This is a genomic window from Halostagnicola alkaliphila (assembly GCF_055379965.1).
Genome location: NZ_AP043826.1, coordinates 2,299,571 through 2,314,325, shown reverse-complemented (window position 1 = coordinate 2,314,325; position 14,755 = coordinate 2,299,571). Strand labels below are relative to the sequence as shown.

At 62.9% G+C, this 14,755-nt stretch carries 15 protein-coding genes; 7 read left to right on the top strand and 8 right to left on the bottom strand.

Annotated features, from left to right (window positions below):
- Positions 1-27 precede the first annotated feature (27 nt).
- The 5 genes from ACZ5C7_RS16820 to ligA all read right to left on the bottom strand — a co-directional run bounded on the left by ACZ5C7_RS16820 (position 28) and on the right by ligA (position 4,971).
- Positions 28-585, bottom strand: a complete 558-nt coding sequence (locus ACZ5C7_RS16820) for a multiprotein bridging factor aMBF1 (RefSeq protein WP_464377429.1) — start codon at positions 583-585, stop codon at positions 28-30.
- 76 nt (positions 586-661) lie between these two features.
- Positions 662-1,276 (bottom strand): CDP-alcohol phosphatidyltransferase family protein, encoded by a 615-nt coding sequence (locus ACZ5C7_RS16815; protein WP_464377428.1) that lies wholly within the window; start codon positions 1,274-1,276, stop codon positions 662-664.
- Complete coding sequence (locus ACZ5C7_RS16810) at positions 1,273-1,839, bottom strand: adenylate kinase family protein (RefSeq protein ID WP_464377427.1); 567 nt, start codon at positions 1,837-1,839, stop codon at positions 1,273-1,275. Before ACZ5C7_RS16810 ends, ACZ5C7_RS16815 begins: the two co-directional genes overlap by 4 nt.
- On the bottom strand, positions 1,836-3,026 hold the full coding sequence (gene hisC, locus ACZ5C7_RS16805; protein WP_464377426.1) for a histidinol-phosphate transaminase: 1,191 nt from the start codon (positions 3,024-3,026) through the stop codon (positions 1,836-1,838). Before hisC ends, ACZ5C7_RS16810 begins: the two co-directional genes overlap by 4 nt.
- A gap of 202 nt (positions 3,027-3,228) precedes the next feature.
- On the bottom strand, positions 3,229-4,971 hold the full coding sequence (ligA, locus tag ACZ5C7_RS16800) for an ATP-dependent DNA ligase LigA (RefSeq protein WP_464377425.1): 1,743 nt from the start codon (positions 4,969-4,971) through the stop codon (positions 3,229-3,231).
- A 184-nt stretch (positions 4,972-5,155) separates the two neighbouring features.
- On the opposite strand from ligA, the gene ACZ5C7_RS16795 reads away from it, so the two are divergent.
- The 3 genes from ACZ5C7_RS16795 to ACZ5C7_RS16785 all read left to right on the top strand — a co-directional run bounded on the left by ACZ5C7_RS16795 (position 5,156) and on the right by ACZ5C7_RS16785 (position 8,585).
- Positions 5,156-6,739 carry a glutamate-cysteine ligase family protein gene (locus ACZ5C7_RS16795; RefSeq protein ID WP_464377424.1) on the top strand — a complete coding sequence of 528 codons (1,584 nt, stop codon included), beginning with the start codon at positions 5,156-5,158 and terminating at the stop codon, positions 6,737-6,739.
- Between the two features lie 95 nt (positions 6,740-6,834).
- Positions 6,835-7,827: a 2-phospho-L-lactate transferase gene (gene cofD, locus ACZ5C7_RS16790; RefSeq protein WP_464377423.1), complete on the top strand. Its 993-nt coding sequence runs from the start codon at positions 6,835-6,837 to the stop codon at positions 7,825-7,827.
- Positions 7,828-7,829: 2 nt separating this feature from the next.
- Positions 7,830-8,585: a tRNA-dihydrouridine synthase gene (locus ACZ5C7_RS16785; RefSeq protein ID WP_464377422.1), complete on the top strand. Its 756-nt coding sequence runs from the start codon at positions 7,830-7,832 to the stop codon at positions 8,583-8,585.
- 6 nt (positions 8,586-8,591) lie between these two features.
- Here the strand turns inward: ACZ5C7_RS16785 and ACZ5C7_RS16780 are convergent, their stop codons facing one another.
- Positions 8,592-9,788: a YhjD/YihY/BrkB family envelope integrity protein gene (locus ACZ5C7_RS16780; protein ID WP_464377421.1), complete on the bottom strand. Its 1,197-nt coding sequence runs from the start codon at positions 9,786-9,788 to the stop codon at positions 8,592-8,594.
- A gap of 138 nt (positions 9,789-9,926) precedes the next feature.
- Between ACZ5C7_RS16780 and ACZ5C7_RS16775 the strand changes: the two genes are divergently transcribed.
- On the top strand, positions 9,927-10,778 hold the full coding sequence (locus ACZ5C7_RS16775) for a triphosphoribosyl-dephospho-CoA synthase (protein WP_464377420.1): 852 nt from the start codon (positions 9,927-9,929) through the stop codon (positions 10,776-10,778).
- A gap of 25 nt (positions 10,779-10,803) precedes the next feature.
- The gene (locus ACZ5C7_RS16770; RefSeq protein ID WP_464377419.1) at positions 10,804-11,484 is read left to right on the top strand and encodes a DUF447 domain-containing protein; all 681 of its coding nucleotides are present in this window, start codon (positions 10,804-10,806) and stop codon (positions 11,482-11,484) included.
- Between the two features lie 67 nt (positions 11,485-11,551).
- Here the strand turns inward: ACZ5C7_RS16770 and ACZ5C7_RS16765 are convergent, their stop codons facing one another.
- Complete coding sequence (locus ACZ5C7_RS16765; RefSeq protein WP_464378465.1) at positions 11,552-12,469, bottom strand: alpha/beta hydrolase fold domain-containing protein; 918 nt, start codon at positions 12,467-12,469, stop codon at positions 11,552-11,554.
- A gap of 407 nt (positions 12,470-12,876) precedes the next feature.
- Here ACZ5C7_RS16765 and ACZ5C7_RS16760 point away from each other — a divergent pair, with 407 nt between their 5' ends.
- Positions 12,877-13,839 (top strand): hypothetical protein, encoded by a 963-nt coding sequence (locus tag ACZ5C7_RS16760; protein WP_464377418.1) that lies wholly within the window; start codon positions 12,877-12,879, stop codon positions 13,837-13,839.
- Positions 13,840-13,895: 56 nt separating this feature from the next.
- A complete protein-coding gene (locus ACZ5C7_RS16755) occupies positions 13,896-14,087 on the top strand; it encodes a 30S ribosomal protein S17e (protein ID WP_464377417.1) in 192 nt (63 codons plus the stop codon).
- Positions 14,088-14,237: 150 nt separating this feature from the next.
- On the opposite strand, the gene ACZ5C7_RS16750 is transcribed toward ACZ5C7_RS16755, so the two are convergent.
- On the bottom strand, positions 14,238-14,507 hold the full coding sequence (locus tag ACZ5C7_RS16750) for a hypothetical protein (protein ID WP_464377416.1): 270 nt from the start codon (positions 14,505-14,507) through the stop codon (positions 14,238-14,240).
- Between the last annotated feature and the right edge of the window lie 248 nt (positions 14,508-14,755).

The following is a 14,755-nucleotide window of genomic DNA, read 5'->3' as shown; positions in this document are numbered from 1 at the left end:
ATCGATCCCCTGTCTATACCGCGACGATCAGTCCTTTCGTTTGACCACGTCACCGAGCGTGTAGCTTCCATTCGAGGAGCCACCGCCCCAGTCGGCGTCATCGCTCGAGCTAGCCCCGCCGGTGAGACTGATGTCGAGGAACTTCTCGAGTTTCGACTGGACGCTATCGGTCGGAAGCGTGTCGCCGCGCTCGAGTTTCGTGATGAGACTCGCCTTCTCGTTGAGCTCGTTCGCGAGTTCCGACTGGCTGAGTCCCTTTTGCTCGCGTGCGTTGCGGATCAGATCGTCGTAATCGGTCGCGATTTCGTCCATGTCGTCGAACATGTCCGATCGACGGGTCGAGCCGCCCGAACTGCTGGCGGTGCTCGAACTCGAGGCCGATCCGGAGGACTGTCCATCCGAACTCGAGGAGCCGCTGGAGTTCGAACTCGTCGAGTACTTCGTCGACGTACTCGAACTCGAAGACCCAGTTTTCACTTCGGTGCCGAAATCTGTGCAATCCGAACACACGTCCAGTTTGGCACCCTCAACTTTGATCGTTTTCGGGGACGACGTCTCGGCGCCACACATTTCGCACTGAACCATGGAAGACCCTATATTCCGGTGCGTGATAAACCATGCGGCGAGCCTCGAGTTAGGAAGGAAACAGGAACGCCGCTATTCAATCGAGTGCCGACCAGGAGTAGAAAAACCGCTGGAGGGCGGTGAAGTGCCCGACGACGGCGAGGAAGATCAACAGCCAGCCGATTACGGTGACGCCGGCCGGAGCGATATCCCAGAGCGGGTAGGCCAGAAAGCCGACGATGCCGATTATCGCGAGTCGGTCAGCGCGTCCGACCAGACCCCCGTAAACTCGGTCCAGACCGACGGCTTGTGCCTGCGTTCCGAGATACGAGGTCATCACGACGCCCGTAACCGCGAGGAAGCCGAGGAAGTAACTCTCGATACCTGCGGCCAACCCAGCGATGATAACGATATCCGCATACCGGTCCAGCACGTGATCGAGCAGGTCGCCGCCGGCGGATGCAACGCCCTGTTCGCGCGCGAGCGCGCCATCGACGATATCCAACCAGCCGTTGACGAACACGAGCACCGCCGCCACCGCGAACCAGATCGGATCCGCCCGTCCGCCGAGCATGAAGGCGACGGCGGCGGCGGCCGCCATTCCGAACGCCAGCACGCTGACGCTGTTCGGCGTCATACCGATTCGGTCGAACCCCTTGACGAACGGGTCGAGGAATCGCGAAATGTACGGTCTGAATTGATCGAGGGTCATGCGAGATACCCCACGAAGTCGACTTCGCCCGCAGACGGTTCGCGCTCGCCGGCGACGACAGCCTCGAGCGCCTCGGCCACGTCATCGGGGTCCCGGTCCGTCGTATCGATTTCGTACACCGACTCGAGACCGTGACGGTCGACAGCTTCGCTGAGGACGACGTCGAGCGCTTCGCTTTCGGCGTTTTCGCTCGCCTTTTTCGGCGGTTCGCCGCGCTCCTCGAGGCGTTCTTCGAGTCGATCCGGTCGACAGCGCAACACGACGACTCGATCGGCCTCGAAGTGATGTGCCAGGTGGGATTCGATCAGCACGTCGTCTCGTCCCTCGAGCCAGGCTTCGAGTGCGTCCATGTCTGCGACCTTGCTCGCTCGCTCCTCGTCGACCTCGGTGTACAACGCCTCGTTCTCGAGCACCTCGTTCAGGTGGACGACCTCGAGCGTCGAGCCGTCGACGGAAATTGCGCCCATCGTCGAGTCCGAATCCGATTGGCCGGACGGGGACTCGAGTTCGGCCGTCGCGGTGGTCTTTCCGGTTCCGGGGGTTCCGGTGACGGCGACCCTCACGAGTCCGACACCTCCAGTGTGGTCGAATCTGCGTTCCCGTCGGTCGTCTCGTCGTCCGCCGTGTCGCCATCTGTCGTGTCGCCGTCGAGAAGGTCAAGCTCCTCGAGCACTCGATTGAGCGTTTCGACCGCGCGTTCGGTCTCGGATTCGGTCCCGCAAGTGATGCGGATACAGCCCGGTAATCCGAAGCTCGTGCAGTCCCGGACGATAACGCCGCGCTCTTGCATTTCGTCGGCTACCGCAGACGCGTCACCGACGGCGATGAGGGCGAAGTTCCCCTCGCTCGGCCAGACGTGTGCGTCGATGCGTTCGCGCATGTACTCGCGCGACTCGAGGGTCGTTTCGACGGTTCGTTCGACGTGCTCGTCGTCGTCGAAGGCCGCGAGGCCTGCGCGACAGGCCAGTTCGCTCGCCGCGAAGGGCGTGTTCACGCGTGCGTAGGCGTCGCTCCACTCCTCGGGAACGACGGCGTAGCCGAGCCTGACTCCGGCGAGACCGTACGCTTTCGAGAACGTCCGCAGGGTCGCAACGTCGTCTCGAGTATCGTACCCGTCGTGTCCCTCGATCAGCGCGAGCGCGCTGTCGACGTCCGCGAACTCGCCGTAGGCTTCGTCAACGACGACGAGCGTCTCCTCGTCCGTTCCGTCGGCCACTCGCTCGATTTCATCGAGAGCGATCGTCGAGCCCGTCGGGTTGTGGGGGCTGGTCAGGTAGACGACTCGTTCGCCGCCGTAGGCCTCGAGAACGGGTTCGGCCGTCTGTTCGAAGTCGTTCTCGCGCTCGAGCGCGTACGTGCTGACGTCGCCGTGGTGGAATCGAGCACTCATGCCGTAGTAGGCAAAGCCAGGATCCGGAACAAGAATATCGTCGTCCGGCTCGAGGGTCGCTCGATGGAGATAATCGATCGTCCCGTCGCCGCCGTTGGCGAGCCACACCTCCGAGTCCCCGACTCCCCAGTGCTGGGCGATGGTCCCCGTCAGGTCCGCGTGCGCGGCCTTCGGGTAGGAGCTGACGCTCGAAGCGGTGTCTCGGATGGCCTCGACGGCCGCGGGCGAGGGCCCGTGGGGGTTCTCGTTGGAGGCGAGTTTGATGAATTCGGCGGGATCACGCCCGAGTTCGCGGGCGACCTCCTCGATCCCCCGACCGGCCTGATACGCGACGTGGTCGGATAGATCGCGCGGTTGCATACGACAGCCTTCTCGCGGCGGCTCTTAAGGGTGCTTACCTGGCTTCGTCCTGCGGAGCTTCCACGGCGTCGGGAGCTCAACGGACGACCCGAATCGAACGGTGTCGTCAGTACTGCGGTCGTCGGAGACTGCTGTCCGTCATTTCCGGAGCGGCCGCGACCCGTCCTGCGGTCGCTCGGGGTGATCGGTACAGCAGACCGCCTCAATCACTTCGGATCCGTTCGACGCGCTCGAGCGAATCTGCGTCGGCTGGATCCTTGTCGTGGCGAACGCTCTGAAACCTCGGGAACCGGAGCGCGTAGCCGGACGAGTACGTCGGCGACGACTGGATCTCCTCGTAGCCGACCTCGAAGACCACGGCCGGTTCGAGTTCGACGCGTTGGCCGTCTTCGGCCTGTACGTGGGGCTCGAGGAGGTCCGTGAGGTCGGCCAACTTTTCGTCGGTGATCCCGGTCGCGACCTTGCCGATAGTCTCGAGGTCGTTCTCGTCCCGAACGGACAACTCGAAGGTGCCAAGGAACGTCGCCCGGCGGCCCTCTCCCCACTCCGCGCCCGTCACGACGCAGTCAAGCGTCTCGACGTCCGGCTTGCGCTTGCGCCAGTTTTTCCCCCGGCGACCCGGCGAGTACGCCGATTCAGGATTCTTGAGCATGATCCCCTCGTGACCCGCCTCGAGGGCGTCCGCGTCGACCGACTCGATCTCGTCGGGGTCGTCCGTGAGCCACAGCAGGGAGAGGCCGTCCACGTCCGCTGGCCGCTCGTCGCCGTTGGCGAGGACGTCCTCGAGCCGGTCGTGTCTGGTCGCCAGTGGCTCCTCGAGCAAGTCTTCACCGTCGGCGTGCAGACAGTCGAAGAAGACCGGGCGGACGGCAACGTCCTCGCGCGCTTTCGCGACGTCGTGTTTCCGCCGGAACCGTTTGAGAACCTCTTGAAACGGAAGCGGCGAGCCGTCCTCGTCGACCGCGACGACCTCTCCGTCGAGGATGGCCGGTTCCTCGAGGGTCTCCTCGGCGAATTCGACGACCTCCGGAAGCGCGTCCGTCACGTCTTCCATGTTTCTCGAGAAGACGCGAGCTCCGTCCGCTTCACCCGCCGTTCCGTCCGACTCGTAGTGCAGTTGGACCCGAGCGCCGTCGTACTTCCATTCGACGGCGGCTTTCTCCCACTCCTCGAGCGCGCCCGTTACCGTTCCCGTCTGGGCGAGCATCGCCTGAACGGGACGACCGACCTCGAGATCCATCGCATCCAACCCCTCGAGTCCGTCCTCGCGGGCGACGCGAGCGACACGTCCGTAATCGTTCGAGACCTGTAGCGCCCGTTCGACGCGCTCCGCGGGAATCTCGAACGCCGCCGCGACGGCGTCTCGGACGGTTCCCTCGCCGACGCCGATACGCATTTCCGAGAGGACCAACCTTGCGAGGTATCTGGCTTCCTCGCTCGAGCACCGGTTGAACAGGCCGAAGAGGAGGTCGATTTTCTTGTCGGCGCTGCCGGAGCCGTCCGCCGTCGCGAGATCGCGAAGGGTCTCGTCGATCTCGCGAACGGTGAGCCCGCTACCGCCGCCAGTTTCGGTGAACGCACCCAGTCCCTGCTGGCCGCCGTACTCGTAACTCGCGGCGACCTCGCCGATCTCGCCCAGCTCCGCAAGCCGATCCTCGATGTCGGCCGAACTCACGTTCGTTCCCGCCGCGCGAGCAATCGCCTCGTAACACGAACTGGGACCGATATCGAGCGTCGTCGAGTCCCACGCCGGAAAGACGCGACCCTGAACGTACCGAGCAAGGATCTCGAGTTCGTCGTCACCGTCCTCGGCGTCCGAACCGTCTCTCTCGGCGGTTGTCGCCGTACTCTCCTCGAAAAGCGCCCTGACGTGGTCGACGATCTCGAGGTCCGCTGGCTCGGCTTCGATCTCGGCGGCGCGATCCGCGAACGTGGCGAACTCCATCGGCGGTAGCTACGTAACTGACGGTGTTAAACGGACTGACTGGAAGCGCCTCGAACGACGAACGGAGGACGGGAGAAACGACACGTTAGCGATGAACGTCTCGGTCGAGAGATGTCGTGTGACACGCCCTCACCCACAGTTCGATGGGCGTGCCTTCAAGGCAATCGGGCTCACACTCGGAGGTATGCCAGAGGAGGAACTCGCTGAACGGGTCGCAGACGTACTGACGGTCGATGCCGAGGAGTTTCGTTCGAAGGCGGAGGCCGACGCCGAAACGATTATCCAGGCGATCGACGACGGCGTCTTCGATAACCCGCAGGCCATCGTCGGTCTCGAGTACGAGTTCTACGCGGTCGAATCAGAGGCGTGTTCGCTTCGACGAGTTCCGCGCCGCCTCCTCGAGTTGATCGGGTTCGAAAAGGAACTCGGGCTCCACAACGCGGAGATGACGACGAGCCCCCAGCCGCTGAACGCTCACGGCCTCCGTGCACAGGAGTCGGAAGTCAAAGCCCGCCTCCGGACGGCACTCGACGTGACTCACCCGGAAGGAATGCGCCTCGTCAGTGACGCGATGTGGACGATTCCGCCCGAGGGCGAGGACGCGACGACCTACCTCACGGATAGCGTCGAACGCACGGTTACCGATGCTGGCGAGGCCGATGGGGGAGTCGACCCGTCCGAGGACGACGGCCAACAGATCCGGATCGCGACGAACATGAGCGATTCGGGACGGTATCACGCGATGGCTAACACCGACCGCGCCCAATCCGCGGCGATGGAAATCGACGCTCCGAACGTGACGCTCGAAGCCGATACCGTCATGCCCGAGAGTCTGATCACCTCGATCCAGCCCCACTACCAGGTTCCCCACGCGATCGACCTCCCGCTGTACTTCAACTACGCCCTTCGCATCGCCGGCCCCCTCCTGGCTCTCGGCGTCAACTCCCCGTTCTTCCCCGCGGATTGTTACGACGAAGGTGTCGGTCCGGAGGCGGTCCTCGAGGACGCGTGGATGGAACACAGAATCGCCGTCTTCGAATCGGTGCTCAACGAACGACACACCTCCGAAGGGAAGGTTCGGTTCCCGCGCGATCTGGGACAGGTCGAAGAGGCGATCGAACGGATCGTCGACGACGACACCCTCGTTCCGATGCCCGTCGAAACCGGCGACCGATTCGACGATCAGTTTCCTCACTTCCGGCGCAAGCACGGCACCTACTGGCGCTGGGTTCGTCCCGTCTTCGACGGCGCGACGCGTTCTGCGGCAAACGCTCGCATCGAATTCCGTCCGATCCCCGCACAGCCGACGGTTCGGGACTCCGTCGCCTTCCAGGCCGCATTCGCCGGGCTGATGGAGAGTCTGGTCCGCCTCGAGCACCCCGTATACGACCTCGACTGGGAACACGCCCACGAGAATTTCTACGCCGCGATGCGCGACGGCCTCGACGCGAACATGACGTGGATCACGAACGACGGCAAGGAGACGTCCGATTCGTTCGATCTCTACGACGACCTGCTGGCACACGCCGAAGACGGCCTGACGAATCGCGGCCTCTCGGAGGAAGAAGCAGCGAAGTACCTCTACCCGCTCAGAAGACGCGTTCGACAGGGCCTCACGCCGGCTCAGTGGAAACACGACGAAGTGAGCCGATCGCTCGAGTCGGGCGACGACCTCGAGACGGCGATCGAATCGATGCAGCGCCGGTACGTCGAGCGCCAATCGGAAACGCTCCTCGAGGGGAGCTTCGCCGACTGGGTCACCGAGTGAAGCGGTTAGGGGAAAACGACGAGCGTCGGACGATTTCTCGAGCAGTCTTCGATCCGGCTGAAAGGGACTAAGTACCACCGGACGCGTGTGTGCGTATGGTTACGTTCCTCTCCGGTGGCACCGGGACACCGAAGCTGGTCGACGGAGTGGAAGCCGCGTTCTCGCCGGACGAGGTGACGATCGTCGCTAACACGGGCGACGACATCGAACTCGGCGGCTTGCTGGTCTGTCCTGACGTGGACACGCTTCTCTTTCAGGGTGGCGAGGTTCTCGACCGAGAAACGTGGTGGGGAATCGAAGACGATACGCACCGAACGAACGCCGAACTGCTCGATATCGCAGATTCGGCGGGCCTCCCTGACGGCCCGCAGTACCTCTCCGAGGAGCGCCAGACGGCGGGCCGAGAGATTGCCAACTGGCGTCGCTTCTCGGGTGTCGCCGAGTTCATGACGATCGGCGACCGGGATCGCGCCGTTCACATCACCCGGACGAGCCTCATCGATCAAGGGAAGTCGTTGAGCGAGGCCCTAGAGCGACTCGCGTCCGGATTCGACGTGCCGTTTGATCTCCTTCCGATGAGCGACGATCCGGTCGCCAGCCTCGTCCACACCGACGAAGGGCCGATGCACTTTCAGGAGTACTGGGTCGGGAGAAACTCCGAACCGGTCGTCGAAGACGTCGAGTTTCGAGGGGCGGCCGACGCTCAACTGGCCCCAGGGGTCCTCGAAGCGCTCGAGGAACCGGTCGTCATCGGGCCGTCGAACCCGGTGACGAGCATCGGCCCGATGCTCGCAATTCCGGGATTCTCCGACGCGTTGAGCCAGACGCCCGTCGTCGTCGTCTCGCCGTTCCTCGGCGACGAGGCGTTCTCCGGGCCAGCCGAAGAACTGATGGAAGCCGTCGGCGCGGAGCCGTCGACGGCGGGACTCGCGACGACCTACCCGTTCGCCGACGCGTTCGTCGTCGACGAGAGCGACGGAGCCCAATTCGAGCAACCGACGATCCGGACCGACATCAAAATAGACTCCGTTGGGGACGCCGAACGCATCGTTCGAACCGTCGCGGACGCAATCGAAACGGTCGAGTGAGTATGTTTACGCCACCACTCGCGCTGGCGAGTCTCAGCGGCCAGTCCGACGCCGAGTGGGCTCGAGCCGGCTCGGAGTTCGCCGGCTGTGCGTTCCTCGGCGGCATCGCCATCGACGAGCGGTCGCGGACGGCAGCCCGAAAGCTCGTCGACCGCGACCGCGACGAGTTTCTTCCCGAGGATCCGTTCGCGTTCGTCGATCAGCAGCTCGAGACCCTCGAGTCGACGCAGATACAGCCGGCCGTCAACGTCAGAAGTGCGACGAGGGAGCCGATAGCGCGGGCCGCTCGCGTCTGCCGGGACCGAGACGCGTTCCTGGAGATCAACGCCCACTGCAGACAGGACGAAATGCGTGCGGTCGGTTGCGGAGAGCGGTTGCTCGCGGATACCGAACGCCTGCGATCGTACGTCGAAACGGCGGTCGAAACGGAAGCCACGGTCGGCGTCAAGATCCGAACAGAAGTGTCCGGTGTCGACCTGCCGGCGCTCGCGTCCGAACTCGAGGACGCCGGCGCGACGTTCGTCCACGTGGACGCGATGGATTCGGAGCGCGTGATCGCCGATGTCGTCGAAGAAACGGACTGCTTCGTGATCGCGAACAACGGCGTCCGCGACGGTGAAACGGTCCGCGAGTACGTCGAATACGGTGCCGACGCGGTCAGCGTCGGCCGTCCCAGCGACAATCCGGTCGTGCTCGAGCGAGTCCACAATGCAGTCGACGCCCACCTCGGTCTCGAACCGGGTTCGATCGAACGCTGAGTTACTCTACGACCGTCGCACGACGCCCAGACTCACGCTCGTCGCGCGCTCGAAGACCCGCTCGAGGGTCCGCCTCCAGGCCGGGTGTCGCTCCCGTTCGACCCTGCGCTGAAGCTGCTCGTTCTCGGATCGAAGTCGTTCGTTTTCTGCTTCCAGCGCCGCCGTTCGATCTTCGAGCCGGTACCGGCGGCGTCGCTGAGCCCCGAGATCGTTCTTGAGCATCCCGAGTTGGCGCTCGAGATCATCGGTTTCTCGCTCGAGGCGGGCGATCGTGCGTTCCGCGGTTCGCTCGGAAACGAAATCGTCCTCGCGAGTCGTCCGTACAGCCTCGGAACCGCTGGTATCGTCGCCTTCGTGAGGGCCGTCGACAGCGTGGTGATCCGCAGACTTCTGGGCGGCGGGCAAGTGGCCGCTCCGTGCGGCGTTTACCACGGCACCGATCAAGAGGACCAGACCCCCGAAGTACAACCACGTCAACAGCAGAAGAATCGCTCCGAGCGGCCCCGCAGACTCCGAGTCCGCGGCGAAGGAAACGTACACCTGAAATAATCCCTGAAGCGCCGCCCAGCCGACGGCGGCGACGACGACGCCAGGGAGTATCTGTCGAACGGTCGTGTCCACGTCGGGAAAGTAGTAGTACATCGGAAGGAACGCGAGCGTGAGACCGACGACGAGAATGAGGGGGTTCACCAACCCGATGAGAGCGCTATCGGGGAAAAACGCGAAGACGACGCTCGCGACGGCCGCGGCGAGAAGCGCGATACCGATCGCGGCGAACACGACGAACGCGTCGCGAAGTTGTTCGACGAACGACGCCTCGCCGGTGGACTCGTAAATCTCCGAAAACGCCGTATCGAGGCTTCGAAAAATCTTCAGCGAGCCCCACAGCAGCGTGATGAGACCGATGACGGTTCCGCCGGCGGTCGCGACCGATCCGGCGATTGCGTCCTCGAGCAGTTCGTTTCCGGCGTCCGGAAGGAACCCTTCGGTCGTCTGCGTGACCTGCGATGCCAGCCCCTCGTCGCCGACGACCGAGACGAGAAAGAACACTAATACCAAAAGCGGAATCAGCGAGATGAACGCCTGATAAGCGATGCTTCCGGCCATGAAGGTCACGTTCTCGTCGCTGATTCCCCGGACCACCGTTTCGGCGAACGATCGCCCCCGCTGAAACGCGCTCGTCTCCTGTCGGGTATCGGTCATAGCGAACGCTCGGCACCCATCGAAAAAACGGGGCGGCTTGCGAGAACCGGAGGCGTTCGAAAGCAACGCGTCTCGAGTGCCGTTCCGACCATCCAGCAAGTCCTAAGCCGACGGCGGACGGATTCGAACGTAGTACATATGCGAAGCGCTGCCCAGAACGCCGAACTCGCGCTGTTGCTCGAGGTCTGTGGAACCCCGAAACCGGGGAACGTCGACCGTTCGCGGGACCTCGAGGATCTGTTCTTCGAACACTTTCTTGCGGGTGCCGTCGGCTCTCAGCACGGGCTCCGGATGGCCGAATCCGGAGAGGCGCTCGGCCCGTCGTTCGAGCGCAGCGTCGAGGGGATGGCCGAACAGGGCGGCGGAAACACGCAGTTCGGCGCGCTATTGTTGCTCGTCGCGCTCGTGAAGGCCGCGGACGACGGCGTCTCGCGATCCGCCGCCGAATCGGTCGTCGAGGACACCACCGTCGCGGATGCAAAAGCGTTTTATCGAGCGTTTGAGCACGTCGACGTCTTCGTTTCCGAACCGCCCGCCGAACTCGAGTCCCTCGACGTTCGTCGGGGTGGCGACGCGCTTCCGGCCCTCGAGGAGCGCGGACTGACGCTGGTCGACGTGATGGATCGAAGCGTTCCCGGCGACGACGTGGCCCGCGAGTGGGTCACCGGATTCGAGCGGTCGTTCGACGCGGCCGACCAAATCGCCGAGGCAACCGGACCGATTGCAGATCGGGCCGCGGCGACCTTTCTTTCCGTCCTTTCGGACCGACCGGACACGCTCGTCGAGGGTCGCCACGGCGATGCCGTCGCAACGGAAGTGACGGAACGAGCCGCCGAGCTGGTCGATTCAGGGGCGCTCGAGACGAATCGGGACGCGGTCGAATCGTTCGCCGACGAACTCGTTTCCCGGGGTGTGAATCCGGGGACGACGGCAGACCTGACCGCCGCCGGACTCTTCATCGCGCTCGAGAACGAACTGATCGAACTATGACGGGGCCTGACGGCGTGATAGAACTATGACGGGCGCTGACGGTGACGATGAGTACGCGAGCGCTCCCGAGGGAGAAGCAGACTGGCCGGTCACGCTCGAGGGAGCCACGGAGGCGGTCGTAACCACGCTCGGTCCGAACGGCCGCTGGAACGCGGCCGCGCTCGGACTGTTTGCCGAAACGGTCGACGGACCGCAGACGAACGATAGCAAAAACGAGTCCGGGTATCCCGAAGAGCAAGGGAACAAATATCGAGTTACCGCGCGCACGTGGGGAAACACGCGGACGCGCCGTAACTTTCACAGACAGGGCACTGGCTACGTTCAATTTACGCGCGATCCCGTCGACTTCGTCGACGCCGCGCTCTCGATTTACGAACTCGAGGACCCAGTTCTCGAGTCGGCCGACGCCTGGGCTCGGGCTTCGGTTGAACGAATCGATTCCGGCACCGAGGACGGAACGGAATGGGAAGACTGGCGACTCCGTCCGCTCGAGTCGGCGGTCGAAACCGAGACGGTGCCGACGATCAACCGAGGGTTCGGTGCGGTCATCGAAGCGACGGTCGCCGCGTCCAGACTCGACGTCGAGGGGTACGACGAGTCAGTTCTTCGCGACCGGCTCGACCACTGCGCGTCGGTCGTCGAACGGGCCGGAAGCGAACGCGAGCAGACGGCGCTCTCGCGGGTTCGCCAGCACACCGACTGGTAGGGTTCGGTGCTGATTTTCAGGCGCGAGTACTCGGTTTCGCGATTCCGAGGGGCACGACCGACTCTGTTCACACGATCGTCCGCTCTAAGAAGCTCCCGATCGACTCCGGTCCCGCCGGGGTTTTCTCTCCGACGAGGTCGACCGGGGATCCACCCTCCTCGAGGTGGGCCGTCTCGGAAATCGATTGTGCGGGCGTTGGATCCGCTACCAGCCCGTCCATCGCCGTTCGTTCCGAATCTTCTCCCCATACGTGACCAAGGTCGTGCAGTTCGTAACGCACCGCGTCGACGTGGGCCTCGGCCAACGCGTCGAACAGGATCCGGCTTTGTTCGACGGAAACGACCTGATCCGGGCGGCCGTGCATGATGAGAAACGGCGGGCTATCCTGGGACACGTAGGTTGTCGGACTCGCTCGCTCGGCTTCTCCTTGGTTCTCCGAAATCGGCCCGCCGAGGAGGAGGGATTCGACCGAATCGGAGCCACCCGGAAGCTCGAGGAGGTCGGTGATCCCGTACCAGTTGATAACCGCCTGCACGGCACCGGACTCGTCGGCGGCAACCTCCTTTTCGACGGCTTCGGGCGGGTATACGTCCCCCGCGACGGACTCGACGTCGTCGACCACACCGGCGAGACTGGCCAAGTGGCCGCCGGCCGACGCACCCCACGTCGCGACGGTTTCCGCGTCGTACCCGTAGTCGTCGGCGTTCGCTCGTAGCCACCTGATCGACGCCTTCACGTCGACGATCTGATCGGGGAAGGTGCCCCTCGGCGTCGGATTGTCCGGATCGATCGGAAACGGCAGGTCTACGTCGTCTGGAACTTTCGCCAACCGGTAGCTCACGCTGGCGATCGCACATCCCCACTCCGCCGCGTACCGCTTTCCGTCCGGGACGTTCTCTCGAGTTTCGAAGACCCACCCGCCGCCGTGGACGTAAACGACCAGCGGCGGATCGTCGACCTCGGGGACGTACAGGTCCAGTTTCATCTCGCCCGCATCGCGCTCCGCGTAGGTGAGATCTTCGTAGACAGCGACGGAATCTGGCTTCCCGTTATTTCCACCGTCCTCGTCATCATTCGCGGTGTCGCTTGGTCCTAACTCCGAACAGCCAGCGAGCGTGGTCGTTCCGGTCAACCCGATCAAGCCTACGAAAGTCCGTCTATCGGTTCCTGTCTTCTCGTCGATCGGGTCGGTATTCGGTCCCATGTTAACGGTAATTAGGAGGTCATGTATCTATAGTTGGGGGACTTTGTCAAGTTACTGTCTCACGATGGTCTCGCCGATGAACACTGGCTACATTTCCCCCAATGGAATTTGCCGGGCTCACTCGAGTTTAAATACCATTGGGCGGGATCGTCCCGTAGATGAGGTTTCATTTCAGAACTGCGACGAGTGTGTTCCGAAAAACGTTGCCGTTCGTGGTGCTTCGGCTCGGTATCGGATTGCTCTGTGGACTGCTCGCGATCGTCTACTTCGGCGCGATCGCCTGGTTCGGGCGGCGGCTGCTCGAGTCGGGATCGATTTCCGAACTCGTCGCGATCGTCGGTCTGATCCTTTCGATCGGTCTGTTCGTGGCGGGGTGGCGACTGCTCAGCCGGTACGTGCTTTATCTCGTCAAAGTAGCACACATCGCGGTCATCGCCCACGTTATCGAAACCGGTGAGGTTCCATCGAATCAGCTCCAGTACGGCAAATCACAGGTGAGCGAGCACTTTGCGGAAGCGAGCGCTCTCTTCGCCGTGGACCAGTTGGTCAAAGCGATCATCAAACAGTTCAACGAGACGGTCGTCTCGTTCTCGAGTCTCGTTTCCGTCGTCCCGAACGTACAAAAGCTCGTCCAGCTTCTCGGAAAGGCGATCGCGATAGCAGCGTCGTACATCGACGAAGCGATCATCGCGTACATGTTTACGAAGAGCGAGCAAAACCGGTGGCGCTCGGCCAGGAACGGAGTGGTCCTCTACGGCAAGAACTGGAAACCGGTACTCGCGTCGACGCTGCTGATCGTGATCGGAATGTACGTCGCGGCATTCGGACTCGCGCTGGCACTGATACCGGTTGCAACGATGCTCGGAAGCGTTTCCGGCCAGTACCAACTACTCGGGTGGGCGCTCGTCGGCGGGACGGTCGTGACGATCTATACCGGCTTCCTCAAACCGTGGGTCAAGACGGTCGTAATCACCACGTTCCTTCTCGAGTCACGAGACACAGAGCCCGACAGTGAGGCGGTGGATCGCGTGGCAAAACGGTCCGAAAAATTCCAAGAACTCGTGGGCAAAGCAGACGACCACGGAGTTAAGGAGGGTTCTCGACCCTCGAGCGGGAGTCTCGCCGGCGGAAACGGAATCGAGCAGTCGTGACGTTCGAGCGAGCGAAAAGGGAGTCAATTAAGGCCCTCTAGACGGAAAACCCTCCTATGGCAATCAAACCGGCCTACGTCAAAAAGACGGGAGCGCTCCTGCTGGAGCGGTATCCGGACGCGTTCACGACCGACTTCGAACAGAACAAAGACAGCGTCGATAAGCTCACGAACATCGAATCGAAGGGCGTTCGTAACCGGATTGCGGGCTACGTCACGCGAAAGAAGAGCGGAAAGGTCGCTGCCTAAATTCTCCGACGAGCAATCGCGACGCGTTACTCTACAATCCAGAGAGTGGGTTCACCGCCAATCGCCACACCGGCGAGAACCGTTAGAGTTGTACTCTGTTGTTCGGCCGGAGTAACCTGAGAGATCCTGTTCAGCTGCTGAACCGCCCAGTCAGTGGCCGTGATCGTCGTCGCCGAATCCGGGTTCCATATACGCGCCGACGAACAGCGCGACGACGCCGATTCCGACGCCGAACGTGAGGATGACGACTCCTTCGAGCATCGGATCATCCCCGGTGACGGCCATTCCGAGTTCCATGTAACCGTCGATAGCCGCGAAGAGGCCGAAGAGGATACTTACGACACCGAGAGCGGCCGCACCGATACCGAAGCCGCCGGTAAATGGCCCGACGGCGGTCGAGTCCGAAGTCGAACCGCTCATTGGGACCACCCGGACGAGTGGGGCGTGTAAACTTGAATGTCGACTGAATCCGTATCATCGGTGAACGCCAACGACCTCACTGAACGATTCGGGGACAGATTGTGTTCCATTGGTCGTACTGTTTGGCTACGTTTTCTTAATATCTTCTATGCTCGTTTCGAGGCTCGCGCACACTCGCTGAAAGCCGATCATGTTCGTCCTCGCAGATAGCGGTGTGCGAGGGAAATCCAAACGGTTTTGCGCTCACA

Excerpts from the sequence above, each read along its gene's own strand:
- ACZ5C7_RS16820 (WP_464377429.1), bottom strand. The coding sequence starts at position 585 with ATGGTTCAGTGCGAAATGTGTGGCGCCGAGACGTCGTCCCCGAAAACG.
- ACZ5C7_RS16815 (WP_464377428.1), bottom strand. The coding sequence starts at position 1,276 with ATGACCCTCGATCAATTCAGACCGTACATTTCGCGATTCCTCGACCCG.
- hisC (WP_464377426.1), bottom strand. The coding sequence starts at position 3,026 with ATGCAACCGCGCGATCTATCCGACCACGTCGCGTATCAGGCCGGTCGG.
- ligA (WP_464377425.1), bottom strand. The coding sequence starts at position 4,971 with ATGGAGTTCGCCACGTTCGCGGATCGCGCCGCCGAGATCGAAGCCGAG.
- ACZ5C7_RS16795 (WP_464377424.1), top strand. The coding sequence starts at position 5,156 with ATGCCAGAGGAGGAACTCGCTGAACGGGTCGCAGACGTACTGACGGTC.
- cofD (WP_464377423.1), top strand. The coding sequence starts at position 6,835 with ATGGTTACGTTCCTCTCCGGTGGCACCGGGACACCGAAGCTGGTCGAC.
- ACZ5C7_RS16785 (WP_464377422.1), top strand. The coding sequence starts at position 7,830 with ATGTTTACGCCACCACTCGCGCTGGCGAGTCTCAGCGGCCAGTCCGAC.
- ACZ5C7_RS16780 (WP_464377421.1), bottom strand. The coding sequence starts at position 9,788 with ATGACCGATACCCGACAGGAGACGAGCGCGTTTCAGCGGGGGCGATCG.
- ACZ5C7_RS16775 (WP_464377420.1), top strand. The coding sequence starts at position 9,927 with ATGCGAAGCGCTGCCCAGAACGCCGAACTCGCGCTGTTGCTCGAGGTC.
- ACZ5C7_RS16770 (WP_464377419.1), top strand. The coding sequence starts at position 10,804 with ATGACGGGCGCTGACGGTGACGATGAGTACGCGAGCGCTCCCGAGGGA.
- ACZ5C7_RS16765 (WP_464378465.1), bottom strand. The coding sequence starts at position 12,469 with ATGAAACTGGACCTGTACGTCCCCGAGGTCGACGATCCGCCGCTGGTC.
- ACZ5C7_RS16755 (WP_464377417.1), top strand. The coding sequence starts at position 13,896 with ATGGCAATCAAACCGGCCTACGTCAAAAAGACGGGAGCGCTCCTGCTG.
- ACZ5C7_RS16750 (WP_464377416.1), bottom strand. The coding sequence starts at position 14,507 with ATGAGCGGTTCGACTTCGGACTCGACCGCCGTCGGGCCATTTACCGGC.